21 protein-coding genes are annotated in these 19,573 nt (G+C 71.3%); 14 read left to right on the forward strand and 7 right to left on the reverse strand.

Features of this window, described 5'->3' with window-relative positions; all coding sequences use genetic code 11:
- Positions 1 to 59 precede the first annotated feature (59 nt).
- Both CU044_RS39140 and CU044_RS39975 read right to left on the reverse strand, forming a co-directional pair.
- Entirely contained in the window at positions 60 to 263 is a 204-nt protein-coding gene (locus CU044_RS39140) for a hypothetical protein (protein ID WP_129766399.1), read from the reverse strand.
- A complete protein-coding gene (locus CU044_RS39975) occupies positions 242 to 685 on the reverse strand; it encodes a helix-turn-helix transcriptional regulator (protein ID WP_129766400.1) in 444 nt (147 codons plus the stop codon). The genes CU044_RS39140 and CU044_RS39975 overlap by 22 nt, the downstream gene beginning before the upstream one ends.
- 337 nt (positions 686 to 1,022) lie before the next feature.
- Here CU044_RS39975 and CU044_RS00855 point away from each other — a divergent pair, with 337 nt between their 5' ends.
- Genes CU044_RS00855 through CU044_RS00910 form a run of 12 tightly spaced genes read left to right on the forward strand, consistent with a single transcriptional unit; the run spans position 1,023 to position 13,004 of the window.
- Positions 1,023 to 2,240 (forward strand): pitrilysin family protein, encoded by a 1,218-nt coding sequence (locus CU044_RS00855; protein WP_129766401.1) that lies wholly within the window; start codon positions 1,023 to 1,025, stop codon positions 2,238 to 2,240.
- Entirely contained in the window at positions 2,237 to 3,028 is a 792-nt protein-coding gene (locus CU044_RS00860) for a hypothetical protein (RefSeq protein WP_129766402.1), read from the forward strand. Before CU044_RS00855 ends, CU044_RS00860 begins: the two co-directional genes overlap by 4 nt.
- 17 nt (positions 3,029 to 3,045) lie before the next feature.
- Positions 3,046 to 4,188, forward strand: a complete 1,143-nt coding sequence (locus CU044_RS00865) for a nucleotidyltransferase family protein (RefSeq protein ID WP_129766403.1) — start codon at positions 3,046 to 3,048, stop codon at positions 4,186 to 4,188.
- Entirely contained in the window at positions 4,185 to 5,129 is a 945-nt protein-coding gene (locus CU044_RS00870; RefSeq protein WP_129766404.1) for an ABC transporter ATP-binding protein, read from the forward strand. Before CU044_RS00865 ends, CU044_RS00870 begins: the two co-directional genes overlap by 4 nt.
- Positions 5,129 to 5,884 carry an ABC transporter permease gene (locus CU044_RS00875; protein WP_129766405.1) on the forward strand — a complete coding sequence of 252 codons (756 nt, stop codon included), beginning with the start codon at positions 5,129 to 5,131 and terminating at the stop codon, positions 5,882 to 5,884. The genes CU044_RS00870 and CU044_RS00875 overlap by 1 nt, the downstream gene beginning before the upstream one ends.
- Entirely contained in the window at positions 5,877 to 6,668 is a 792-nt protein-coding gene (locus tag CU044_RS00880) for an ABC transporter permease (RefSeq protein WP_129766406.1), read from the forward strand. The genes CU044_RS00875 and CU044_RS00880 overlap by 8 nt, the downstream gene beginning before the upstream one ends.
- A gap of 54 nt (positions 6,669 to 6,722) precedes the next feature.
- Complete coding sequence (locus CU044_RS00885) at positions 6,723 to 7,436, forward strand: hypothetical protein (protein WP_129766407.1); 714 nt, start codon at positions 6,723 to 6,725, stop codon at positions 7,434 to 7,436.
- Positions 7,427 to 8,023, forward strand: coding sequence for a histidine phosphatase family protein (locus CU044_RS00890; protein ID WP_165371736.1), 597 nt, complete (start codon positions 7,427 to 7,429; stop codon positions 8,021 to 8,023). The genes CU044_RS00885 and CU044_RS00890 overlap by 10 nt, the downstream gene beginning before the upstream one ends.
- Positions 8,024 to 8,051: 28 nt before the next feature.
- Positions 8,052 to 8,990, forward strand: a complete 939-nt coding sequence (locus tag CU044_RS00895; RefSeq protein WP_129766408.1) for a hypothetical protein — start codon at positions 8,052 to 8,054, stop codon at positions 8,988 to 8,990.
- Positions 8,991 to 9,037: 47 nt separating this feature from the next.
- The gene (locus CU044_RS00900; RefSeq protein ID WP_129766409.1) at positions 9,038 to 11,071 is read left to right on the forward strand and encodes a PEP/pyruvate-binding domain-containing protein; all 2,034 of its coding nucleotides are present in this window, start codon (positions 9,038 to 9,040) and stop codon (positions 11,069 to 11,071) included.
- A gap of 29 nt (positions 11,072 to 11,100) precedes the next feature.
- A complete protein-coding gene (locus CU044_RS00905) occupies positions 11,101 to 12,639 on the forward strand; it encodes an ARMT1-like domain-containing protein (RefSeq protein ID WP_129766410.1) in 1,539 nt (512 codons plus the stop codon).
- Positions 12,640 to 12,671: 32 nt separating this feature from the next.
- Positions 12,672 to 13,004, forward strand: coding sequence for a MazG nucleotide pyrophosphohydrolase domain-containing protein (locus CU044_RS00910; RefSeq protein ID WP_129766411.1), 333 nt, complete (start codon positions 12,672 to 12,674; stop codon positions 13,002 to 13,004).
- A gap of 28 nt (positions 13,005 to 13,032) precedes the next feature.
- Here CU044_RS00910 and CU044_RS00915 read toward each other — a convergent pair whose 3' ends face one another.
- Complete coding sequence (locus CU044_RS00915) at positions 13,033 to 13,977, reverse strand: MBL fold metallo-hydrolase (RefSeq protein ID WP_129766412.1); 945 nt, start codon at positions 13,975 to 13,977, stop codon at positions 13,033 to 13,035.
- Positions 13,978 to 14,077: 100 nt separating this feature from the next.
- Between CU044_RS00915 and CU044_RS00920 the strand changes: the two genes are divergently transcribed.
- Positions 14,078 to 15,097, forward strand: a complete 1,020-nt coding sequence (locus tag CU044_RS00920; RefSeq protein WP_129766413.1) for an AraC family transcriptional regulator — start codon at positions 14,078 to 14,080, stop codon at positions 15,095 to 15,097.
- 18 nt (positions 15,098 to 15,115) lie between these two features.
- Here the strand turns inward: CU044_RS00920 and CU044_RS38995 are convergent, their stop codons facing one another.
- The 4 genes from CU044_RS38995 to CU044_RS00940 all read right to left on the reverse strand — a co-directional run bounded on the left by CU044_RS38995 (position 15,116) and on the right by CU044_RS00940 (position 18,826).
- Positions 15,116 to 15,616, reverse strand: coding sequence for a hypothetical protein (locus tag CU044_RS38995; protein ID WP_193563838.1), 501 nt, complete (start codon positions 15,614 to 15,616; stop codon positions 15,116 to 15,118).
- A 126-nt stretch (positions 15,617 to 15,742) separates the two neighbouring features.
- Positions 15,743 to 16,435: an NAD(P)-binding domain-containing protein gene (locus tag CU044_RS00930; protein ID WP_129766414.1), complete on the reverse strand. Its 693-nt coding sequence runs from the start codon at positions 16,433 to 16,435 to the stop codon at positions 15,743 to 15,745.
- Between the two features lie 155 nt (positions 16,436 to 16,590).
- Positions 16,591 to 17,982, reverse strand: a complete 1,392-nt coding sequence (locus tag CU044_RS00935) for an amidohydrolase family protein (RefSeq protein ID WP_129766415.1) — start codon at positions 17,980 to 17,982, stop codon at positions 16,591 to 16,593.
- Positions 17,983 to 18,076: 94 nt separating this feature from the next.
- On the reverse strand, positions 18,077 to 18,826 hold the full coding sequence (locus CU044_RS00940) for an Atu4866 domain-containing protein (protein ID WP_129766416.1): 750 nt from the start codon (positions 18,824 to 18,826) through the stop codon (positions 18,077 to 18,079).
- Between the two features lie 347 nt (positions 18,827 to 19,173).
- Here CU044_RS00940 and CU044_RS00945 point away from each other — a divergent pair, with 347 nt between their 5' ends.
- Positions 19,174 to 19,464 (forward strand): Atu4866 domain-containing protein, encoded by a 291-nt coding sequence (locus CU044_RS00945; protein WP_129766417.1) that lies wholly within the window; start codon positions 19,174 to 19,176, stop codon positions 19,462 to 19,464.
- Positions 19,465 to 19,573: the final 109 nt, after the last annotated feature.

Below are 19,573 nucleotides of genomic sequence, written 5' to 3' on the forward strand. Positions count from 1 at the left end.
CGTATCGCCGGGGGCCGGGTTCGGCTCGCGGCGATACGGCATGGTCCGTCCGCGCCGTTCTACCGCGTGTCCGCCGGCGGATCCCAGTCGGAGCCTGTGCTGTTCCACTCCACGGAGCCGTGGCCGTGCTGCGATGTCGCGTCCGTCGAATCCTCCGCCGTCGAAAGCGCTGTCGCGGACATGCCCGTCAGCGCGCAGAGGAGGACGATTCCGGCCGCCAGTTCCTTTACCCGATTGTGCTTCAGCCTGCTTCGGCGGGACATCGAATTCCCCCTTCAATTCGTGCGAACGTATTGCGGTTACGGTCGTCGGAGCGTACAGGTGCGGTGTCGGACCACACGTGGGTGCCGAGGGCGGCGCCCAGTTGGAATCGGTTGTCGACACCGAGCCGGTTCATCAGGGCGCGCAGCATATTGGTCACGGTACGGGGGCTGACCCCGAGCCGATGCGCGGCACTGACATCCGTGTGGCCTGCCAACAGGAGCGAAACGAGTTTGAGTTGGCGCTCATCGAGGGCAATGCGGAGTGGCGGGGCCGGTCGGGGCACCGTATGCGGTAACCGGCCCGATCGATCGTTCATTGCTGTCACATCATCTCTCCCCGGTGCAACTGCTGGCCCGACAACAGTCTCAGAACCCGATCTACGGATGATCACTGCGCGAGCGCGCCTCGATCTATGCCTCATGGACGCGCCGCGCGCCAAAGACAGTCAGCGCGGGAAGAGAAGAGCCTTCCCAGGGCCCGTATTTCCGTAATCAGCATCCTTCGCGATGCCGCTCAATTCGATGTGCGGGAAACAGAAATCGGTCTTGCTCCCGCTGTCGGGCGGTGCCTAACGTGATGATCGTTCGTTCCGTTCGATCAAGGAGGAAATCATGGCGAAGCACGCTGCGCTCCTGCGCCCCCGTCTCGACAAGGTCAAGCCGCAGGGCCGCTGAAAAGCGGAGCATTGATGTATGCCGCCACCTTCGGGTGGCGGCATACCCGCTTGACGAAAGCGAATTACCGAATGGAGGGCTGCTGTGCATCAGTTCACCACGGTGGACGGCCCCGTACCCGTCGTCGGCATGATCGACGAGCGGCTGAGTACGACCACCATCTGCCTCGCGTCCAAGTACGGTTCGCGACTCGACCCCGAGGGGCAGTGCGGGCTCGCCCATGTGCTGGAGCACGTACTGATGTCGGCGCCCGTCGGGGCCGTCCCGTCGCTGAGCGAGTACGTCGAGCGGCTCGGCGGGCACGCCAACGCGGAGACCGGCCTCGACCGCATGCTCTTCTACGCGCAGATAGCCCCGGACGACGCCGATGAGATCGCCGGGCTGCTCTACCAGGCGGTCCTGCGACCGCGGTGGAGCGACGACGTCCTCGAACAGGAGAAGAGGGCCGTCTTCCAGGAACTGGCCGCCGCCGCGGCCGACCACAGCGACGTCGCGCAGGACGCGTTCTTCGCGCACTCCTTCCCGGGGCATCCGATGGGACGCCCGGTCGCGGGCACGAAGGCCGACATCGAACGGTGTGGCACGACGTCGGTCGCCGCCGCCCACGCGGAGCGGCTGCTGACCGCTCCGCTGTCGTTGATCGTGGTGGGCCCCAGGCTGCCGAAGACCGTCGATCCCGTGGTGGCCGGCATCGAGCCGCGAATCCTCGCGGCCATCGGTACGGCTCCGGCGACCATGCCGCCCTCGCCGCCGCCGCTGCCGCCGCAACCGGTGCGCTGGTCGACGGAGTTCACGTGGCTGTGCGCGGGCGCGCGCTCGGTGCCGGAACACGATCCGCGCAGACCCCACTTCAACGTCCTCGCCCAGCTGCTCGGTTCGAGCCCGTCGTCGCTTCTGTACCGCCGGCTGCGCGGCGAGGCGGGACTCGCCTACACCTTCTACGCGTGGAACCGCGGTTACGCCGACACCGGCGTGTGGCGCGTCCTGGCCGGTGTGGAGCCGGGCAACGGAGACGCGGCACTGGACGTGATCCGCACCGCGCTCGACGAGGTCGCGACGAAGGGCCCCGCACCGGAGGATCTGGCCTCCGCCCGGCGCCAGGCACGGATGCGCGTCCTCACCTCCATGGACACCCCGCTGGACTGCGCCCGCTTCCTCGCCCTGCGCGGCGGCGGACTCGGTTCCTGGTCGCCCGCCGACGAGGTCGCGTACATCGACGCGGTGACCGCGGACGATCTGCGCCGTGCCGCCGCCCACGTCCGGGACGGCCTGCGGGCCGTGGCCAGTCCGGCGGCGCCGTGAACACGACGGACGACTACCTGGAGCGGGCCCGGCTGGCCGGTCTGGTGGACGAGGTCCGCGGGCACCGGTACGTGGCCGGCGCGTACGACGACCCGTTCACCGCGCGCCCGCAGGTCCTGGTCGAGTACTGCGACCCGGGGCTGCCCGAGGACGCCGAGGCGCTCGGTGAGCTCTGCGACCGCGTACGGAAGCGCCACACGGACGCCGAGGCGGTTCTGCTGCGCGCGTCGGGCGGTGTGCCGCTGCCGGAGCCATGGCGGCCCCGCCTCACCTATATCCGGCACGACCGCTCCGCGAACGCCACCCCGCCGCGCCCCGGTCCGGCCGGTACGGCGGTGGGCGTGCGTCCCGCCACGCCCGGCGACGACGCGCGCGTCCACGCCTGGCTGGTGCAGGCGTACCGCAACGCCTACCCGGGGCAGCAGGTCGACGCACAACACGCCGGCATCAAGGTCGTGCTGGCGAATCCGGGACGGCGCTCGTTCATCGCCCATGTCGCGGGCGTACCCATCGGGCACGGAACGGTCCTGACCGACGAGCGGGACGAGGTCACCGGGGAGGCGTTCGCCGAGCTGGTGGACATCCTCGTCGATGACGCGGAGTACCGGCGGGAGGCGACCTCGGCACTGGTCGCCGCCGCCGCGCGGGCCACCGTCGGACGCCGTCTGTGCGGCCACGTGGTCCACCCCCACGAGCCGGAGCCGGCCCGGCACGCGGACATGGTGCTCCAGACGCTGCTGCGCTCCGACTGGTCGATCGACCACGCCTTCTGGGAGCGCACGTGGTGACCCACGAAGGGATACACATGCCCGACTCGCCCGCCGGGTCGCCTCTCGCCGCGCCGCCCGCGCCCACGCTGGATCTCTTCTTCGCCGCCTTGGGCGTGGACCCGCAGGAACCTCTGCGGGACCTCGTCCGCGGCGCCCGCTCGCTGCGCGGCCACCTGGCGCCCCTGATCCTGTCCGTCGCGGCCCATCAGGGGGCGGCCCTCGGCAGCGGCTCCCGCGACGAAGTGCGCCGCATGCGGGTCCGGGTCGACGACTACCGCGAACTCGCGGCGCTCCTGTCGGCCGATGTGCCCGGGGTCCGCGTCCTCAAGGGCCCGTCGCTGGCGGATCACTACCCGAGCGAGGTGCTGCGCCCCAGCGGTGACCTGGACGCGTACGTACCGGACGAGGCGGCGCTGTGGCAGGCCGTGGCGACGGTGCTCCGCGCCCGGCCGGTGAGCGATGTCGATGTGACGGTGCTGGGCAGCGGGGCGCGCGTGCACTGGGTGGTGGTGCTGCGCTGGCCCGCGCAGGACCCGGTCCTCGATCCCGATCACCGCGTCGAGTTGGTGACCTTCGCCTACCCCGGCGAGCCCGGCGTGCTGCCGGTGCGTGCCGAGCCGCCGCCGGACCAGGTGACCTGCGACCTGCTGGCCATCGCGGAGGAGGCGTTCCAGCGGCCCTTCAGCGTCAAGGACGTCCTCGACCTGGCACTCGCTCTGAACAGCCCCGGCTGTCCGCCCCCGGCGGCCCTCGCCGAGGCCGCCGACCGCTACCGGCTCGCGCCGGAACTGCTGCGGCTGAGCCGGACGCTGCACGACACCCACGCGCTGCCGAGCCCGGTCAACGACCGCCTCCTGACACTGCTGCGCGGCCCCGCCGCGCGCGGTCTGGCCGAGCGGCGCGCCCGCGAGGCCGCTCCCCCGGAGCCCGAGCGCGCCTGGACCCGGGAGCCCTGTCTGAACAGTGGCCGTTCCCTGCACGGCCTGCGGCTGCCCGCCGGGCCGACGCCCGGCCCGGACACCGAAGTGTGTTTCCACCCGTTCGCCGACGGCGTTCTGCTGCGCTGCCCGGTAGGCGACTTCCTGATGGTCGGGACGGAGCTCGTGGACCCCGCCGCCTACCACGCGGCGCTCGTCGAACTCCGGCGGCTGCGCGCCCTCAACGGGGCGCGGCCATGAGCACCGTCGATGTCCAGGACCTCACCCGCCGGTTCCGCGGCCGCAAGGGCACCGAGGTCACCGCGCTCGACGCGGTGAGCCTGCGCGCCGAGGAAGGCGAGGTCGTGGGGCTCCTCGGGCCCAACGGCGCGGGCAAGACCACGCTGTCGCGGATCCTCACGACGCTGCTGCTGCCCACGTCCGGCTCGGCCCGCGTGGAGGGCCTCGACGTGGTGCGCGACGCGCCCAGGGTGCGCGAGCGCATCGGCCTCGTACTCGGCGGTGAACGCGGGCTCTACGGACGCCTGACGGCCCGCCAGAACCTGCGCTACTGGGGCGCCATGCAGGGGCTCACCGGCAGCCGTTGCCGCCGCCGGGCCGACGAGCTTCTGGAGCGCCTCGGCCTCGCCGAGCGTGCCGACGACCGCGTGGAGACGTACTCGCGTGGCATGGTGCAGCGGGTCCACCTGGCCCGCGCGCTGCTCCGTGACCCGCGCCTGCTCATCATGGACGAGCCCACCAGCGGCATGGACCCCCATGCGGCGCAGGGCTTCCGCGGGCTCGTCGAGGAGCTGCGCGACGGCGGTTCGACCGTGCTCCTCGCCACTCACGACATGCAGGAAGCGCAGGCGCTGTGCTCGCGGGTCGCGCTGATCGACCACGGCCGCATCCTGCGGGAGGGCGCGCCGAAGGACCTGCTCACCGGTCTCGACACGCCCCGGACCGTGACCGCGGGCGGGGTGTCGGCGGACGCCGCGGAGACCGTCGCACGTATCCCGGGCGTCACCCTGGACGGGCCGACGCCGGAGGGGTTCGCGACGCTCCGGATCACGGAGGACGACGCGGTGTCCGAGGTGCTCCGGGTACTGACCGCCGCGGGAGTGCGCGAACTGTCGGTGGCCGCGCCCACCCTGGCCGAGGTGTACCGGTCCATCATCGAGGACCGGGAGTTCGCCCTCTGATGGCCGCCTTCGTGCGATTGCAGTGGCTGCTCCTGACGCGGTCCCCGCGCCTGCTGGCCACGCTGTTCGTCGTCCCGCTGTACGCGATCGTCCTCTTCACCACCGTGCGCTCGTACGGGGCGCCGGAGCTGGCCGCCACCGTGGCGCTGACCGCCTTCTCGATGAGCATGTGGTCGCAGGCGATGTTCGTCGCGGCGGAAGTCGTCGACAACGACCGCTGGGACGGCACCTTGGAGCCCTCGCTCCTCACCCCGGACGCCTATGTGCGCTCACTGGTGACGCGGGTCTGCACCATCACCGCGCTGAGCGTGCCGGTCCTGGTGGAGGTCATCGCGATCGGCCGGATCGGCTTCGGATTCCCGCTGCCCGTGCAGGAGCCCCTCACCGCGCTCGCGGCCGTGCTGCTGCTCGTGGTCGGCACCGCGGGGTCGGCGCTCCTGGTCTGCGCGCTCATGATCCTCGTACCACTGGGGCGCCTGCTGCAGAACGCCCTGACCTACCCCTTCTACATCCTCGGCGGCCTGATTCTCCCCGTCACCTCCCTGCCGGCCCCCGTCGAGTGGATCGCGCGGCTGTTCTTCCTCTCCCACGGGGCGCAGCTGCTCCGTGACGCGATGACCGGGTCCGGACACGGCCGGCCGGCCCACTTCACGGCCCTGATCGTCCTGTCGGCCCTCCAGCTGGCGGTGGGCGTGTTCCTGCTGCGCCGCGCCCTGTCACGGGCCCGCCGGGGGGAGGCCAGGCTCTGTGCGTAACGCCAAGGCGCTGCTCCACCAGATCGGCTACGGACTGCTGAGCAGCTACCAGGACTACCGCGCGCTCTACACATGGCGCTCGTGGCTGTTCGGCTGGATGGTGCGGCTGTTGTGCCAGGTCCTGTTCTTCTCGATGGTGGGCCAGGCGATCGGCTCGGACGGCGCGCAGCGCTACATGGCGCTGGGCAACGCGGTGATCCTGGGACCGCTCGGCGCGCTCGGCGTCGTGTCCTCCAGCGTCGGTGAACGCCGGGGCGGAACCCTGCAGTTCCTGCTGCTCAGCCGCAACGGCCCGTTCCCTGTACTGATGTCACGGGGGCTGTACTGGGCCGTCGACGGCATCGTCGCCTCGTGCTTCGCCCTCGTCGTGCTGCGCTGGCTGGTAGGGGTCGAGATCGGTCCGCTGGTCCTGCCCGTCTGCTTCCTGCTCCAGGTGCTGATCACGCTCAGCGGCTACAGCCTGGCCCTCGCCCTCGCGGGGGTCAGCCTGCGGTGGCCGGAGTGCCGCATGTATCTGACAGCCGGGACGACGATCCTGCTGATGACGCTCGCCGGGGTCAACACGGAGCCGCCGCGCGAGGGTTTCGGCGGCGTCCTCGTCTCGGTGCTCCCGGCCACGCACGGGCTGCGTGCGATGCGTTCGGCCGTGGCCGGTGACGGCGTTCCGCTCACCGCCGTCCTCGCGGAGTGCGGGGTGCTGCTCCTCTGGGGCGCGGTCAGCTGGCTGACGCTCACCGGGTCCCTCCGCCACCAGGTGCGCGCCGGCACCCTCACCCTCCGCTGAGGTCCGCTCCCCCGTCCCGACGTCCCCACCGTTTCCAGCAGAGAGATGCCGCCCATGAGCACTGCGCACACCTACAGCCTGGTCGGCCCGCCCGGGTCGGGGAAGACCACGCAGGCCGCGCGCCTCGTCGCGGTCCTGGGCGAGACCTGGGGATCCCCGGTCCTGTGCGCGTCGGTGCCCGCGCTGCTGCGCGGCGACCGCGCCGTCGACGCCCGCCTCACCCCGCGGGAGCGGACCCGCGTGGCCCGGGTGCGCGGGGCAGCGCACGCGCGGGCCGACCGGGGCGAGCTGATGCCCGCCGAACTCGACCGCGTCCTGCTGGAGTTGGCGAGCAGGGTGGCCGAGAGCGAACCGGTCGTGCTCGACAGCGTGCCGCGCGGACGCGAGCAGGCCCGCCTCCTGCTGGCGAGCGGCCTCCCCATCGAACAGCTGACGGTGTTTCATCTCCGGCCCCCGGGCGACCCGTTGGACTTCTCGCTGCGCCGACAGCTCTCCCGGGCGGCGCCCACCGGCGAGAGCCCGACCGTGCGGGACCTCGCACGGATGAAGCGGAAGGCCGGTGTCTACGTCGAGCAGAGCCTCCCCGCTCTCACCGACATCGCGCGCGCCGGGGCGCCCGTGGCCGACATCGACGCGGACGCTCCCGTCGAGTGGGTCGCCCAGGAGATACACGACCACCTGGCACGCGGCGGAGCCCTGCGACCGCCCCGCGCCGTGGCCGCCACCGGCGTCGGTCCGACGCGGCAAGGAGGCGAGCCGTGCGTCTGATCCTGGTCCGGCACGGACGTACGCAGGCCAACGCGCGGGCACGCTTCCCGCTCTCCTCCGCCGTACCGCTGGACGCAACCGGCCGCGAGCAGGTCACGCGCACCGGGCAGCAGATCGCCGCCACGGACTTCCGGCCCGAGATCATCCACAGCAGCGACGCCGAGCGCGCCGCGCAGACCGCCGCCCTGCTCAGGGACGTGATCGCACCGGGACTGCCCATCGTGCCGCGCACCGACCTGCGCGAACTGGACTGGGGCGAGCTGCGCGGACGGTCCACCTCCACGGGCCCCGCGGGCGAGGCCGCGTACGCCCGCTGGCAGCGCGACCCGATGGGCCGGCTGCCCGGCGGGGAGGGGCTCGCCGACGTGGCGGCCCGGGTGGCCCGGGTGCTGCGGCTGATCACCGACGACGGGCGTCCGGCGATCGTCGTGTCCCACGCGGTCACACTCACCGTCCTGACGGCACAGGCCAACGGCTGGGACCTCGCCGAGACCTGGCGTTCACACCGGGCGCACCTGTCCACCGGACAGTTCCGCCTCCTCGACCTGCCCGCACCACACGGTGCGGTCCGCCCTCTCCCCCACTGACCCCGTACCACGTGAAAGGTGCACCGCCATGGCCTACCCGTCGCTGTCCCCACTGATCGAGGAAGGCGTGCTCGATGAGGTCCTGGAAGGACTCGGCTTCCTCCACGCGAACGACCGCTGCCGCCGCAACTGCACCCACTGCCCCGCCTTCGGGGACACGAATCCGGTGGAGATGACGCCCTTCGCGACCCTGACGCGGCTCGCACGCGACGTCGGCGAGGCGTTCCAGGACCGCGGGATCACCCCGCGGCGCAGCATCGCCTCCTGGCGGATCAGTGATCCGCTCGACTACCACGTCAGGGACGGCAAAACCACCCGGACCACGTTCGACGTCGCCCGCCTATGGCGTGAACACCTCGGTCAGGGGCTGTACCTGGTGACCAACGGCAGCGAGGGCAAGCGGTTCGCGCAGACCGCGCTGCGCCAGGTCGCCGCGGCGCCCGAGGTCGTCTCGCAGGTCAAGCTGACCGTCACGCCCTGCGACGCGGGCTGGGGCAGCGAGCGCTATCTGCACAGCATCGCCGAGGACGTCGCGACGCTCGCGACGCTGTGGGACCTGGGCTCGACCCGCATGGAGGACCCCACGGGCCTGCGGTTCCGCATCAATCTCAAATCGACGGCGGACCGGCGCGAAGAGGCGCTCCAGTTCATGGCCCGGGCACTGGAGTTGGCCGGGCTGCGCCCCGACGAGTCGGAGAAGGCACTGGCCGATCCGCGGCGCGTCTCGGCGAAGGACATCTACGACCTGGGCTCGTACGTCGGGGACAGCCCGGTCGTGAACGCTCTCAGTATCAAGGGGCGGGACGGGAAGCGGTTCAAGTCGACCGCGGAGACCCGCACACACCACCAGTACGGCATCTACCCCGACGGCAGCGTCCGGGTCATCGACATGTACGAGTTCAAGGTCTACGAGGCGACCGGCGAGTCCGGCGCGCCGCTCCGCGTCGACCTGCGGAGCGCCGCCTGACGTCCGGCACCGGGCCGGGGCGGAGGAAACAGAGGACAGGAGTCAAGGTGAAGCAGGACAGAGTCGTACCGCTGTATCGAGCCGACGGGTTCCCGACGCTGCTCACGGGCGCGAAGGCACAGGCCCTGGCCCGCCTGAACGGGGCCGGCCTTTCGGTCCCGGACGGCGTCTGCGTGACCTCCCTCTGGTTCGGCGAGGTGGCGTCCCGCACGGACATCGGCCGGTCGATCGAGCACAACCTGCGCGACCTCAGCGCGATCCCCACCGGCACGGGCCGCTCCCTGGAACTCATCCGCCGTGCCCTGACACGCACGCCGTGGCCCGACGACCTGGTCGCGGAGGTGAGCGAGGCGGCACGGCGGCTGCTCGCGGCGGGGCCGGTGATGGTGCGCTCCTCGGTTCCGGTGGAGGACGGTGCCGGACTGTCCTTCGCCGGTGTCTTCGAGTCCGAGGGCCCACTGGAGTCCGTGCCGGAGGTCCTCGCGGCGCTCGGCCGCTGCTGGGCGGCGCTGTACTCGGCCCGCGTCGTGTCGTACGCCCGCGGCCGACTGCCCGACGAGTACGCCGCTTTCCTCCAGTCCTGGGTGCGGCCCGACGCGCACGGTGTGCTGTTCACCCGGGATCCGGTCACGCGCGCCGACGGGCCGATCACCGATGTCGCCTGGGGCAACACGACCGACACCACGTCAGGGCGCGCGAGCGCCGGCCGCGTCGCTCTCACAGCCGGTGACGGCGACGGCGACTCCGGCGTCACACTGCCGCGCGCACTGCGGGACTCGCTCAACTCCCTTGCCCGGCAGGGCGAACAGCTCTTCGGCCATCCGCTCGACATCGAGTGGGTGTGGAGCGACGGCCGCCTCCACACGCTACAGGCGCGGCCGATCACGCACGCCACCGCGACCCGCGCCCCGGCGGCCGCGTGGTGGCCCGACTCCGATGTCGGGGCACTGCACGACGTCGACCTCGGCCTGTGCCGACGGCGCTTCGAAGGCGCCCTGATGAAGCACATCTGGCTGCGGCGGCAGTGCGCGGCTCTCGACGTGCCGACGTACCGCGAGGCGTACGTCGTCTACCGCCCGGAGGACACGCGGCGACTCGCGGACGAGCTCGCCGGTCATCTGCGCACCGAGTACGTCCAGGTCAACTGGGCCGCGCGCGGCACAGGCACCGTCGCACCGCTGGCGGAGCTCGCCCTCCACCTCAAGCGCGGGCACGACCGCAACCCGTTGGGCGACCCGGCGTTCTGCGCGGCGCACATCGGGGAGATCGTGCCCGCCGAGGCGTCCGGCTTCTCCGCCGTGCTCGGTGACGGGACCGTCGTCATCGAGGCGTTCCCCGCCGGGCTTCCGGGCATCAAGGAGGGCGGGCTCGTCCCGTCGGTCTTCACTGTCACGCCCGCCGGGCAGGTCGTCCGCGAGCACATCGCCACGTTCGACCGCCGGTGCCGCGTCGAGCCCGGCGAGGGCTGGTGGTGGCACCCGGAGGACACACCCCCGTACACCTTCGACCGGCCCGACGCCGAGGTCCTGGACATCGCCGGCCTCACCCGCGCCCTGTGCGAGTCCCTCGGGGAGGCACGTGTGGAGTGGTACGCCGGTGACGAAGGCGCCATGGTCCGTGACGTCAGCCTCGAAGGCGGTCGCCTCGACGCCCCCTCGTCCCCCGGCGGGCAGCTGATCTCGGGCGGTGTCGCCTCGGGTACGGTCCTCAACCTGCCGGACCTCGGGGATCTCGACGAGGCGGCCCGCACGCTGGAGGTCAGCGTCGTCGGCTCCGGCATGGACAACGCCGCGGTCATGGCGGACGCCCGGATCACCGCCGCCGTCGACGCGGTCGGCGGCGCCAAGGACGTCATCGTGGTGGCCGAGTACCCGTCGGCGGGGCTCATCCCGCTGGTGGACCTCGCCGCGGGCTTCGTCTTCCAGCGCGGCAACCTCCTGTGCCACACCGCCATCGTGCTGCGTGAACGAGGAGTCCCGGCGATCGTGTCACCCGGTGCCGCGCGGCTGCGGGACGGGATGGCGGTGGAGATCTCGCCCGCCGGGGTAACGGTCCTGAGCGACCGGGGGCAGGCGTGCTAGCACCCCAACCACTCTGGCGTACAAGGGCGTTGCGGGCTCTCGACCTGGACGACGCTCGGCTGGTCGAACGGCTGCTGTGCGACGACTCCCGAGGCAGTGAGGCGTGGCGGCGGCTGCTGGCACGGGCGGACTTCGTCCCCGACGGCTTCACGGCGGCCGAGCGGATGAACGGCGGGGTACTGCTCGGCCCTTCGGAGAGCGACTTCGGCTCATGGCTCTCCGGCATGATCGCGGGGAAGCTGCGACGGGTGACGCCCCCGGCCGGCGGCGGGGCCGACGGGGCCGACGGGGACCATGGCAGCGGCTGGGGCGGTCACGGCGACGGGCGCGACCGGGGCGACGACGACCGCGGGGACGCGGACCCCGCCGTCGTCGCCTTCTGCCACGAACAGACGATGCGGCTGCTCGAACACTCCGTGGCGGGGGCACCGGTGGCACGGACGCTGGCCAACCAGGAGGTGCCGTCGGTGGTGGACCGCGTCATCGCGCACTGCGTGTTCGGCGACGTCCGGGCACCGGTGGTCACGCACCGGACCTACGCACACCGCTCCGTCCGTGTGGCTCTGGAACTCGCCTCGTCGGTTGCCGAGAGGTGCGGCCAGGACCTGGCCGCCCTGCTGCGCTACAGCCTCGCCGCCGGACTCATCGGCGCCGGGCAGAAGCTGCGCGCCCCCGGCCCCGGGACGGCGCTGCCCGTCGGCGACTCGGATGATCCCGCGGCAGTGGCACGGGGACTGTGGCCGAAGTACCGGGAACTGGCCGAGCGCCCGCTGCTCGTCGACCACTGGGAGGCCTTCCGCGCCGACGTACTGGACGGGCCGTGCCGGTTGGTGTGGTTCTTCGACGACTGCGCCGAGACCGTGATCGACCTCCTGCTGCTCGACCGCCTCGTGGCGGCCAATCCCCGGCTCCAGCTGACCCTGGTCCCCAAGTCCCTGCCGTGTTATACGGACGCCGACACCGCTCTCGTACTGCGCCTGCTCGACTCGCCGCGCCTGCGCGCGCTCGGCGTCGAGCGGTTGCGGGCCACGGACGTCTGCACCACCGGACCGAGCATGGCCACGGCCAACCTGCGCAAAGTGTCCCCGGAACTCGCCCGGGCGCTGGACGAAGCACAGTGCGTGTTCGTGAAGGGCACCAACATCCACGAGATGTTCCAGGGTGGCATCAGCAAAGTGATGTACACCGGATTCGTGCTGGTCAGCGAGTTCAACGAAAGCGCGATAGGAGTGGACGCGAGCACCGCGCCGCTGCTCCTGGTCCGCTCCGGGCCGGGCGAGTACACGAACTGGGGGTTCGAGGGACGCCGCAACCGCACGGTGCGGTACGCCGACGGCCGTGAAGTCCCGTTGTGCTGGAGCACCCTGATGGACCGGGAACGCCGCACACAGTGCACCGAACCGGCCCTGCTCCGCGACGAGTTGCATCTGCTCACCTCACTCGCCGGACAGGTCGCGCCCAGGACGCGTGCCGCACTGGAGAGCGAGAGGGAGCGGGTGAGCCGAAGGCTGCACCAGCTCACAGGGGCGACAGCCGGGCCGATCCCCTCCCCTACCCTCTCCTCATAGCTGCCGCCCCCTCCCCCGACCTTGGAGCCCACGTGCCGGAGCCCGAAGCCGACTGGCTGGACGAAGTCGAACGCATCGCCGCCGGGGCGATCGAGCGCTTCCCCCGCCACAACGACATCTTCCACCTCGTCTCCCGCCTGGCCGAGGAGACGGGGGAAGTCGCCCAGCAGATCAACCGCTTGGAGGGCATGGGCGTCAAACGCGAGCGCCACGGCGAACCGGACGTCGACAACCTCACCAAGGAGGTGCTCGACGTGGTGCGCTGCGCCGTGACCATCGCCATGCACTACGGCTGTGTCGACGACCTCCGGGCGCTCACCTCGGAGAAGCTGGCTTCGTATCGCCTGGAGGGATGGGTGAGCTGACGCCGCCCGGCATCCGCCCATCCGCCCGTCAGCGAAAGGCTCCGGGGCTCGTCTCCGGGCCGGCTGTCGCCCATGGCCCGAGGGCGAACCCGCCGCTCGCCCGTACGACTTCCACAGCACCCGCACCACCGAAGTGGGCGGGGACGAGCAACTCCCGTTCGTCGGCCGCCCGCCCGAGAATACGGCGGCGGCTGGCCACCGCTTGTTCCGGGGCCAGGCAGGCGTTGCTGTTGCAGCAGGGCTGGAGGATCTGCACCGGGCTGTGCAGCAGGTCTCCGACGAAGACCGCCCGATCGCTTCCGGACGCGAGTCGGAGCACGGACGAGCCGGGGGTGTGGCCGGGCGCGGACTCCAGGGTGAGGTGTTCGTCGATGCGGTGGAGGCCGTCCCACAGCACGGCCTGCCCGGCCTGGTGGATGGGGGCGACGCTGTCTTCGTAGATCAGGCGGTCGACCTCCTGCCGGCCGTTCCCGTACGCGTTGTCCGGACCGTAGTGGAAATCGTCCGCGGCGGGAATGAGGTATTGGGCGTTGGGGAACGTCGGTACCCACTGCCCGTCCGCGTCGACGGTGTTCCAGCCGACGTGATCGACGTGGAGGTGGGTGTTGACGACGACGTCGACATCCCCCGGGCGAACACCGGCCCTCGCCAGGAGGTCGAGGAAATCCCCCTGACGCCGGTGGAAGTACGGAGCCATGCCCGGTCGTTCGCGCCCGTTGCCCGCTCCTGTGTCGACCAGGACAGTCCGTCCGGCGCTGCGCACTACCCACGACTGCAACGCGATCACCGTCCTGTCGCTGTCCCGCCTCCAGTGGTCGGGGGCGAGCCACTGCTCGTTGTCCTTCCATACATCGGCACTGACTTCCGGAAGGAACTCGGAGGTGGGCAGGAACGGTTCATGCCACTCCACGACCCGGATGACCTCGACATCCCCCAGCACCATGCTCTGTACACGCTCGTCCTCATTCACCATGTGCTCGACTCTAAGAACGGTGAACGATCCCCTCAATGCGCATCCAGCTCAATAAAATACGCTTCCGTCTCATGCCTCAGATGGGAGATATCCTGGGTGGATGGATGTGGTGAGCGACGCGATCGCTGCCGTGCACCTCGGGCACCCTTCGTCCCAGCGGGTGCGGATGGGCGGCAGCTGGTGCGCGCGGCTGGACCCGTACGACGGCGCGGGCTTCCATGTCGTCCTGAAGGGCAGCTGCTGGCTACTGACCGACAGCGGTGCCCACGTGTCCCTCGGCGTGGGTGACGCGGTGCTGCTGCCCCATGGCACGGGCCGCGTGATCGCCGATTCCCCGGTCGACGCGGCGACCGCGAGGGAGAAGGCGGTGCCGGTCGAACGATTGCCTGTGGTGATGGGGGCGAGCCCGGGGTCGGGGCCGCTAGCCCGGCCCGATCGCGAGGAGACGGAGATGCTCTGCGGCACGTACTGGCTCGACTGCAGCCGGATGCACCCGCTCATGGCAGAGCTGCCCGAAGTCGTGCACCTTCCCAGCCGGGTGGGCACCCACCTCGAACTCCGCGCCGCGATCGACCTGCTGGCCGGTGAGCTGGACGAGGTACGGCCCGGCTCCTGCGTCGCGCTCCCGAACCTGCTCGACCTCCTCCTCGTCTACATGATCCGCTCCTGGATGGCCGAATCCACCAGCGGATCCTGGCCCGGCGCGCTGGGCGACCCGGTGACGTCCGCCGCCCTGCGGGCGCTCCACTCGAACCCCGCCGCGCCGTGGAGCAACGACCGCCTGGCCGCGGAGGCGGGCGTCTCCCGCCCCACGCTGGCCCGCCGGTTCACCACCCTGGTCGGCCGTCCTCCGATGGCGTACCTCACCTGGTGGCGTGTGATCCTCGCCGCCACCCTGCTCCGCGACACCACGGAAACCCTGGCCACCATCGCCGCCCGGGTCGGCTACGGCAGCCCGTACGCACTCTCACACGCCTTCGCGAGGGAGTTCGGTACCACACCGGGGCGGTATCGAGCGCGGGCCGTGAGCCGGGCGGCCTCCGCCGCAGACCCTCAACTCACGCCGAAACAAACTGACATCGGGAAACTCGGTCCCGGCCGCCGGGCGGCCAAGCCGTAGTCACCCTCGGATACGCCCTCAGTGATTGTGTCCGGGCAGGTGGAAGCGGTGTGCCGGGCGACGCGAGGCCGACGGGGAAGGCGTGGATGAGCCGTGGGCACCCTCTCCTCTGTGGTCGGCCTCGGGCGGTGCCGTGCGGGAATCGTCGAGCCGGCCTCTGAGTTCATCGCGCTCGGACACCGCCGCGCGCGCCGCGCGGCGCTTCCTGCTCCGGTGAGCGAGGAGAGCCGCACCTCCCAGCATGAGCCACAGCCCGAGGCCGAAGATCAGCGCCAGGGCGATCCCGCTCAGGAAGGCACCCAGTGCGTTGAGGGTGAACGGCGTACTGCCGAACAACGTCACGGCGTAATCCGGCCCCCCGGAGAGGTTGAAGGCGATGAGGATCGCCGTAAAAGCGGCTGTGGCCGCCATCAGCAGGATTCCGATGATCAGCATGGGCTGCACCTCGCAGCGATCGGGCGGAGTTGGCCAGTGCCTCCTCAGGAAGGGCGGCGCCAGGCCACACTCCGCCAGAAACACAAGCTCCTGGTGCTCCTACTCTCCTCGGGTGTCGGACCGCCTGCATCTGGGAACGCGCCCGTCCCGGCGGACAAGGCCCCCTGGCTGGTAGCCCCGGCCGGGGTTACCAGCCAGGAGTTACCGGGCTCAGCCGCGGGTGGCGGCGGCGAGCGCCGTGCGGAGCGTCGCGGCGTCCGCGCTCCTGCCCGGGTCGTCGGCGGTGATGCCGAGGCCCTTCGGGTTCTGCGCGTACGGAACGACATACGCCGGTGTGTCGCGCTGGAAGCGCCAGCTGTCGGCGAGGGTCCCCCCGTCGACGGTGTCGAAGCCGAGGAGGTCGAGCAGCCGGGTCGCGGACGCCTTCGCCCCGGGGTCGTCGCCGGCGATCGGGAGGGCCGTGCGGTCGGCCGCGCCCGTGGGCCGGGCGAGTGCCGTCAGATGCTTGAAGTAGATGTTGTTGAACGCCTTCACCACCTTGGCGTCGGGCAGATGCCGCTGGAGGAGTTCGCTGGTGGTGGTCTTCTCCGTGTCCAGCTCGGCGATCTGTCCGTCGCGCTCGGGGTAGTAGTTGTTCGTGTCGAGAACGACCTTCCCCGCCAGCGGTGCCACCGGCACCTGGCGGTAGTTCTTCAGCGGGACGGTCACCACGACCCAGTCCCCGGCCGCCGCCGCCTCGGCGGGGGTCGCGGCCCGCGCCCGCGGTCCCAGCTCCGCCACCAGCTCGGCGAGGGTCTCCGGCCCGCGTGAGTTGCTCAGGACCACATCCAGCCCGGCGGCGACGCCGAGCCGCGCGAGGGTGCTGCCGATGTGTCCACTGCCGATCAGTCCAAGAGTGCTCATGCTGGTCCCAGCCGCATACCCGGGCTCGGTATTCCCGCCGCACCCGCGTGGTCGTGCGCGGACACGAACGACCACGAGCGGCCGTGGGCACCCATCGGGGCTCGGTGGGTGCCCACGGCCGGGCGAAGTGCGGCGGGGGAGCTGAAGGAGGATGCTCAGGCGGACGGGGTGTTCAGCACGTAGGCGCGTGAGGTGTGCACCTCGGCGCGCAGGGCGGGCAGATCGACGTCGAGGACGTGTCCGTCCCACTTGCGGGGTTCGCCGTTGATGAGTACGGCGCTGATGTTGCGGGCGTCGGAGCCCAGGACGATCGTGCCGATGGGGTCGTTGAGGGGCATGTTGTTGAGGTCCTCGGCCTGGATGACGAGGAGGTCGGCCTTCTTGCCCGGGGTGAGCGAACCGGTGACAGCGTCCAGGCCGTTGGTGCGGGCGCCCTGGAGAGTGGCGAAGTCGAGGACGTCATGGGCGGTGATACGGGAGGGCTGCCGGTCGGTGCCGTAGGCGGCGTTGACCGCGCGCATCCGCTGGATGGCGTGCAGAGCTCGCATCTGGGTGAACATGTCGCTGGCCAGGGCGACTTCGACGTCGATGCTCAGTCCGGGACGGATCCCGACCGCGAGTGCCTCGTCAACGGCGGGGATCGCGGTCTCCAGGCCGATCTGCGCGTCGGACGTGGGGGCGAGCGCCACGGTGGTGCCGGTCGCGCCCATGGCCCGCCATGCCTCGGCGGTCAGTCCGGTGGAGTGGATGAGGGTGACATCGGGGCCGAGGATGCCGTCCCCGGCCCAGCGCAGGACCGCCTCGGAGGAGGACGTGCCGAAGACGGCGTCCACGCTCACCCCGATGCCCAAGTCCTTCGCCACACGAGCGAGTTCGGGACCGTAGGCGAGTGCGGGTCCGGCGATCTCGTCGGTGGCCAGGGTCGCCAGGCGCAGCGTGAGCAGTTGGTCGTCACTGCTGAAGTACCGGTCCTTGATACGGGTCAGGTCGCCGGGCCACTGCCGGTCCCAGTCGCCGAAGTGCGGGCCCATGGAGGCGTGTACGCCGCGGATGCCCGTGTCACGGAGGGCCTCGACGGCGGCGTCGGAGTGTTCCCGGGTACGGGAGTTGTGCGAGAAGTCGAGCATGGTGGTGATGCCGCTGTCGATCGCGGTCAGGGCGGCCAGCCGGGTGCCGATGTACATGTCCTCGGGCCGGTAGACGGTGGCGTAACCGGCCAGGGTGGCCATGACATAGCCACCGAGGTCGTCGACGTCCGGCATGATCCGGCGCAGCTGGGCCTCCCAGGCATGCCGGTGGGTGTCGACGAAGCCGGGGCTGAGGATCGTACCGCCGGCGTCCACGACCACGGCGTCACCCGCGTCGAGGCCGTGGCCGACGCCGGTGATGGTGTCGCCTTCGATGAGGAGGTCTCCACCGTCGATGACGCCGAGACCGGGGTCCATGGTGACGATGGTCGCGCCGGTGAAGAGAATGCGCCGCTGGTCGGCGGGCCTGCGCCGCACCGCTTCGAGCACGGCCGCACTGGTGGTGTCGTTGACGTTCATGGGGATCTTCTTTCCGTACGGCGGAGTCGGCCGGGGAGGCCGGAGCGTGAGCCTGAGCGGCTGGGAGGGGTGAGCGCGCCGGCGGGAGGCCGGGTCAGCCGAGCTTCATGACGTAGCCCGCGTGGTGGAGTTCATCGCCCCGGAACTCCCCGTAGGCCCAGAAGCCGAGGTCGTCCAGGTAGTCGATACGGTCGCCGTCGATCCAGTAGCGGCCCTGGTAGGCGTGCGGGCGCCCGCCCCGGGTCTCGTCGTAGCGGCCGTCGGCGGTGAGCTCCTGGTGCAGGAAGTCGTTCTTGTCGATCCAGACACCGATGCGCGGGCTGCCGGTCGGATCCGTGGTGGCCGGGATGCCCGCCTCGGGGGCGGTGGCCCGGCCGGGGACGTCGATGCCGGCCCACAGCACCGGCCGACCGGCCGCGACAAGCGCGCGGACCTGTCCCGGCCGTGTCATGACCGTGGCGACCGCGTCCCGCACGTCGGTGGCGAGTTCGTCGGGCACCACCAGGAAGTCGGAGGTGTTGCCCGGGGTCAGCGTCGCGGCGTACTCCGAGCGGTGTCCGCGGCCACCGGCCAGCGCCACGGTGTCCACGACGGCGGGGGCGATGGTCATACCCGTGCAGTCCACGACGATGGCGTTGTCGTCCTGGGCGGCGGTGACGATGGCGGGCCCGACCCCCACGATCAGGGAGCCGACGTACAGGAGGTCGGCGCCGGTCATGGTCCCGATCAACGGGTCCGTCGTCAGAATGCGGGCGTTGGTGAACAGGACGGGGCGGCCCTCGTCGTTCGAGAGGATCCCGTCGAGGGTCTCCGGGTTCCAGTCCACGGTGTCGGTGATGCTCATGGCGTGCTCCTCGGGGAAGGTCGCCTCGTGGGTGGTGCCCCCCGCGAGAGTGAGGGGCGGCACGCGTCCGAGGCGAGTGTCCGGCACCCGCAACGGCTGCCTGACCACCCAGGTTTGTCGCGCGGCGCAACGGCAACCAGGCCGCGGTGTCCCCAGGTGTCGCACACCCACGATCCGTTCCGCCGCGAGCGAGGGGGCCTTCCCGGACGGCCCGCGCCGCTGTCGTACCGCACGAGGGGCCAAAGGGGCCCAGTCACCCGCGAGGGTGGGTGCGTGGCACCCAGGAGGCCCCCACCTGGGGAGACGGCGGCCTGGCCACTCCCGGCCACCGGGTGGACCGTGGACCCATGACCAGCAACGACACGCCCCGCACCGCACACCCGTACGTCGGCATGTGGGTGACCGCGGACGGATTCATCCGGCAGGAACTACTGGCGAACGGCCGTTACGACGAGGCCCGCGGCGACCGCCGCAGCGCCTACACCGGCAGCTACACCGTCACCGGCGACCACATCGACTACGTCGACGACACCGGCTTCACCGCGACCGGCGACATCCGCGACGGCGTTCTCCACCACGAGCACCTGGTGCTCCACCGCGAGAGCGACGAGCCCTCTCACCATCAAGGCCGCCCCTGACCGAGCCCGCCCCTAGGGCCTCTCGTTTGGATCATGCCGGGCTCGCGTGCCCGCGGTGACATCAGCCGCTGCCGCGGCGGGCCGCGCCTCGCCGCGTTGTCGTCGGTCA

The sequence above is a fragment of the Streptomyces sp. L-9-10 genome (genome assembly GCF_004151105.1).
Lineage (GTDB): Bacteria > Actinomycetota > Actinomycetes > Streptomycetales > Streptomycetaceae > Streptomyces.

Coding starts and splice junctions, on each gene's coding strand:
- CU044_RS39140 (WP_129766399.1), bottom strand. CDS start 263: ATGTCCCGCCGAAGCAGGCTGAAGCACAATCGGGTAAAGGAACTGGCG.
- CU044_RS39975 (WP_129766400.1), bottom strand. CDS start 685: ATGAGGCATAGATCGAGGCGCGCTCGCGCAGTGATCATCCGTAGATCG.
- CU044_RS00865 (WP_129766403.1), top strand. CDS start 3,046: ATGCCCGACTCGCCCGCCGGGTCGCCTCTCGCCGCGCCGCCCGCGCCC.
- CU044_RS00870 (WP_129766404.1), top strand. CDS start 4,185: ATGAGCACCGTCGATGTCCAGGACCTCACCCGCCGGTTCCGCGGCCGC.
- CU044_RS00875 (WP_129766405.1), top strand. CDS start 5,129: ATGGCCGCCTTCGTGCGATTGCAGTGGCTGCTCCTGACGCGGTCCCCG.
- CU044_RS00885 (WP_129766407.1), top strand. CDS start 6,723: ATGAGCACTGCGCACACCTACAGCCTGGTCGGCCCGCCCGGGTCGGGG.
- CU044_RS00895 (WP_129766408.1), top strand. CDS start 8,052: ATGGCCTACCCGTCGCTGTCCCCACTGATCGAGGAAGGCGTGCTCGAT.
- CU044_RS00915 (WP_129766412.1), bottom strand. CDS start 13,977: ATGGTGAATGAGGACGAGCGTGTACAGAGCATGGTGCTGGGGGATGTC.
- CU044_RS00920 (WP_129766413.1), top strand. CDS start 14,078: ATGGATGTGGTGAGCGACGCGATCGCTGCCGTGCACCTCGGGCACCCT.
- CU044_RS00930 (WP_129766414.1), bottom strand. CDS start 16,435: ATGAGCACTCTTGGACTGATCGGCAGTGGACACATCGGCAGCACCCTC.
- CU044_RS00935 (WP_129766415.1), bottom strand. CDS start 17,982: ATGAACGTCAACGACACCACCAGTGCGGCCGTGCTCGAAGCGGTGCGG.
- CU044_RS00940 (WP_129766416.1), bottom strand. CDS start 18,826: ATGAGCATCACCGACACCGTGGACTGGAACCCGGAGACCCTCGACGGG.
- CU044_RS00945 (WP_129766417.1), top strand. CDS start 19,174: ATGACCAGCAACGACACGCCCCGCACCGCACACCCGTACGTCGGCATG.